The sequence below is a fragment of the Amphibacillus indicireducens genome (assembly GCF_039539605.1).
Lineage (GTDB): Bacteria > Bacillota > Bacilli > Bacillales > Amphibacillaceae > Amphibacillus > Amphibacillus indicireducens.
The window spans coordinates 1-2813 of sequence record NZ_BAABDL010000130.1 but is presented as its reverse complement, the minus strand read 5'-3'; the positions used below and the strand labels follow the sequence as shown (position 1 = coordinate 2813).

The following is a 2813-nucleotide window of genomic DNA, read 5'->3' as shown; positions in this document are numbered from 1 at the left end:
GTCATTTAGATGCCTTTTTTTCCGACTCCTATCAAGAAGCATTAAATGGGCTCGCTTATTTACAAAAGTCCAATGTCTTTTTGTGACAATTTCATTTCAATTGGTTGGCCAGGAAAATAATACAATCCTTCTCCAGTTGTAATGAAATCTTCAATTAAGTTCACAATATATGACCACAAAGCACTTATTTCGTCCCAATAAATACAAGGAATAATTGTTTGTCCTTGATACTCCATGAACACTACCCCATCTACGTATAACAAATCATCTGTTTCTACTTTGCTTGCAAGTTTTCTTAATATTTTTTCCGCTTCTTCTTTTTGATAGTTTATTGAGACAAGATATTTATTAGGATTCTCTTCAAAATCCATAAAATCTAGTATTGGTTCCCATAAAATAAACGTTTCTATTTTAAATTTATCTTTCATTGTGTTGGCACCTATCTTGGATAAATTTTGCCTATTTGTAGTACGCATCTTTGGTTAACGGTTGGCACTACCAGCTCCCGTATCGGACTTTCACCGATAATTCTGTACCCATGCCGGACGCAAAAGAGCAAAAAGTCAGCTGTCTCTTTAAGTGTCATGCTGACTTTTTTACCTGATTATCTACAGTTCGGATATTTATTTTTTCAAAAATTCTTCAATAATTGTTTCTTCACCAAATTTGAGTGTATCACTTTTTACAAAATTAACAAATATTTTAAATCCTGAATCTATCGCTCCCAATAACTCTTCTTTTGTAAAAGTATCAGATTTATTTATTGCCTCTGTATTCTGTTCTTTGAAAACAAATTGATATCTATCTATTTCTTTATTAATTGTTAACTCATATGGATAATCTAATAAAGATATATTGTAACAGGCGCTTGATGCGTGTTCATTTAGCACGATTGATAGATCATACCACAAATCAAGTAGATCATCTGTGACAGTGAGATTTGGCGAGAAAACTTTCCCTTTAAAAATTACCTCGATTTTACCAGGCAAATAATTTCCCTCATACTGTAGTAATTTCACTGCAGCTTTTTCGGCTAGATCGCTCTGAATTATTAAATACTCTTTTTCTTCATGAGTTAAATATCCTAATTCAGGAATGAAATTTGACACATACGTTTTGATTTCTAGTTTATTATCCATCTATGCCACCTCATCTTACAGGATACGCACTTTGTACGTATCCATTTTTACCTATTCTAACAAAATAGTTTACTCCATTTACTGTCCCCCGTACATCCGAACCAATTCCTTTAGCTAAATTCCTACTAATAGTTGAACTATTCTGTCTAACAACACTATTAACTATATTTTTTATATTGTTCACGATCAAACTAGGATCAAACATACTTTTACCTTTGGCACCTGTCCAAAAGCTAGGGTGATGACTTTGTAAAATATGTTGCATTTTTGCTTTAGACAAAACTACTTTACTACTCCCAACAGCAATATTACTATTCACAAAATTAGCAGTAGCTTTTTTTGCAATATATTTTATTGTCACTGTAATTGCAGCTTTTCCAACAATAAAAATAACAGGTGTTGCTGATGCTTCAAGTTCCATTGTGTTTATCTGATATGTTTCACCCGTACCAGTATCTACAAAAGCAACAATGAAAGCATCACATCAATTTCTTGAATTACCACTCAGACTTTGTTTACATAAACAAATTTCCTACATAATCAATTAGTTCTTCGATTTCTTTACCTCTTTTATTAATTATAACTCCATCAGGGTCATCCATTCCTGTTTCTAAAAATTCATCATTTAAAATGTTTCTGATATGATTACCTAGGTCCTCATCAATCTCATTTATTAAATTATTAGAGAAATATTTTACTAGTTCTGGCTCTCGTTTAGATAATATTTCTACCAATAGTATTTTATTCATTAAAAATTCACCTCCAAGCTCTACTTGTTTTTGCCCAAGTTGTAATTACTTTTCCATATTTGTTTAAAACAACAACAGCCTCAACATTTTCATAACGCAATACACCATTAGCTTGCGATACAATTTTAGTTGGATTTTTAATTGCATTATTTATTGCCCAAGTAGCTACTCCTCTGCCGCCATTTCTACCCATAGCTTGTGCGAGTCCATGTTTAGTGTACCCAGTTATAACACCTTGAATTGCTTTTTTCCCAAGCATTTTAATAGCCGCTTTAACTCCAAACTTGGTAATTATTAAAACAATGGGTGCCGCTAATACAGAAGCTTGAAGTTCTGTTGTATTGATTTCGTAACTTTCTCCAGTTTCTAAATCAATCAAGGTTGCGATAAAAACATCTTCATCAGCATCGTGAATAAACACCTCAAACTCTTGTAATATTAGCTCACCAGTGCTATCAATAACCTCACTAATAACTGTAACATCTTCAGTTTCCAATTTCATTGCTATTTCTAAACTAGCTATAAAATCTTCTTCCTCAAAGTCTATTTCGACTATAAATTCTTCTTCACTTATGGAAATATCTACGTCCATATCTTCAAGTATTTCAAAGCCATATTCTTGAACCAGTTCTTCTTCGAATTCTTCTAAAATCTCTTCTTCCAATACTTCTAAGTAATCTAAGTTATACTCATAGTTAATTTCACCTGTACTTGCATATGCGTTTACACCCGGTATAATACCATTTAACACTAATAACGATACTAATAAACAAGATATAATCTTTGCTTCCTCGCTATTTAATGTTTAGTCTAAAATTTTATAAAGCTGTCTATACTAGGTAGAAACTATTAAAATACCTAGGAGTTGATTGCTCCTAGATTATTCATAGCCCAATCATAAAACCTGAATAAACCGCATCAAATC

General features: G+C 32.2%; 5 protein-coding genes. All 5 read right to left on the bottom strand.

Annotated elements, in window-relative coordinates:
- Positions 1 to 59 precede the first annotated feature (59 nt).
- Positions 60 to 428 carry a hypothetical protein gene (locus tag ABD814_RS11850; RefSeq protein WP_344913419.1) on the bottom strand — a complete coding sequence of 123 codons (369 nt, stop codon included), beginning with the start codon at positions 426 to 428 and terminating at the stop codon, positions 60 to 62.
- A gap of 195 nt (positions 429 to 623) precedes the next feature.
- Complete coding sequence (locus ABD814_RS11845; RefSeq protein WP_344913417.1) at positions 624 to 1139, bottom strand: hypothetical protein; 516 nt, start codon at positions 1137 to 1139, stop codon at positions 624 to 626.
- Between the two features lie 10 nt (positions 1140 to 1149).
- Positions 1150 to 1560, bottom strand: a complete 411-nt coding sequence (locus ABD814_RS11840; protein WP_344913415.1) for a hypothetical protein — start codon at positions 1558 to 1560, stop codon at positions 1150 to 1152.
- 94 nt (positions 1561 to 1654) lie between these two features.
- Positions 1655 to 1888, bottom strand: a complete 234-nt coding sequence (locus tag ABD814_RS11835; protein WP_344913413.1) for a hypothetical protein — start codon at positions 1886 to 1888, stop codon at positions 1655 to 1657.
- A gap of 7 nt (positions 1889 to 1895) precedes the next feature.
- Positions 1896 to 2666: an SAR2788 family putative toxin gene (locus tag ABD814_RS11830; RefSeq protein WP_344913422.1), complete on the bottom strand. Its 771-nt coding sequence runs from the start codon at positions 2664 to 2666 to the stop codon at positions 1896 to 1898.
- Positions 2667 to 2813: the final 147 nt, after the last annotated feature.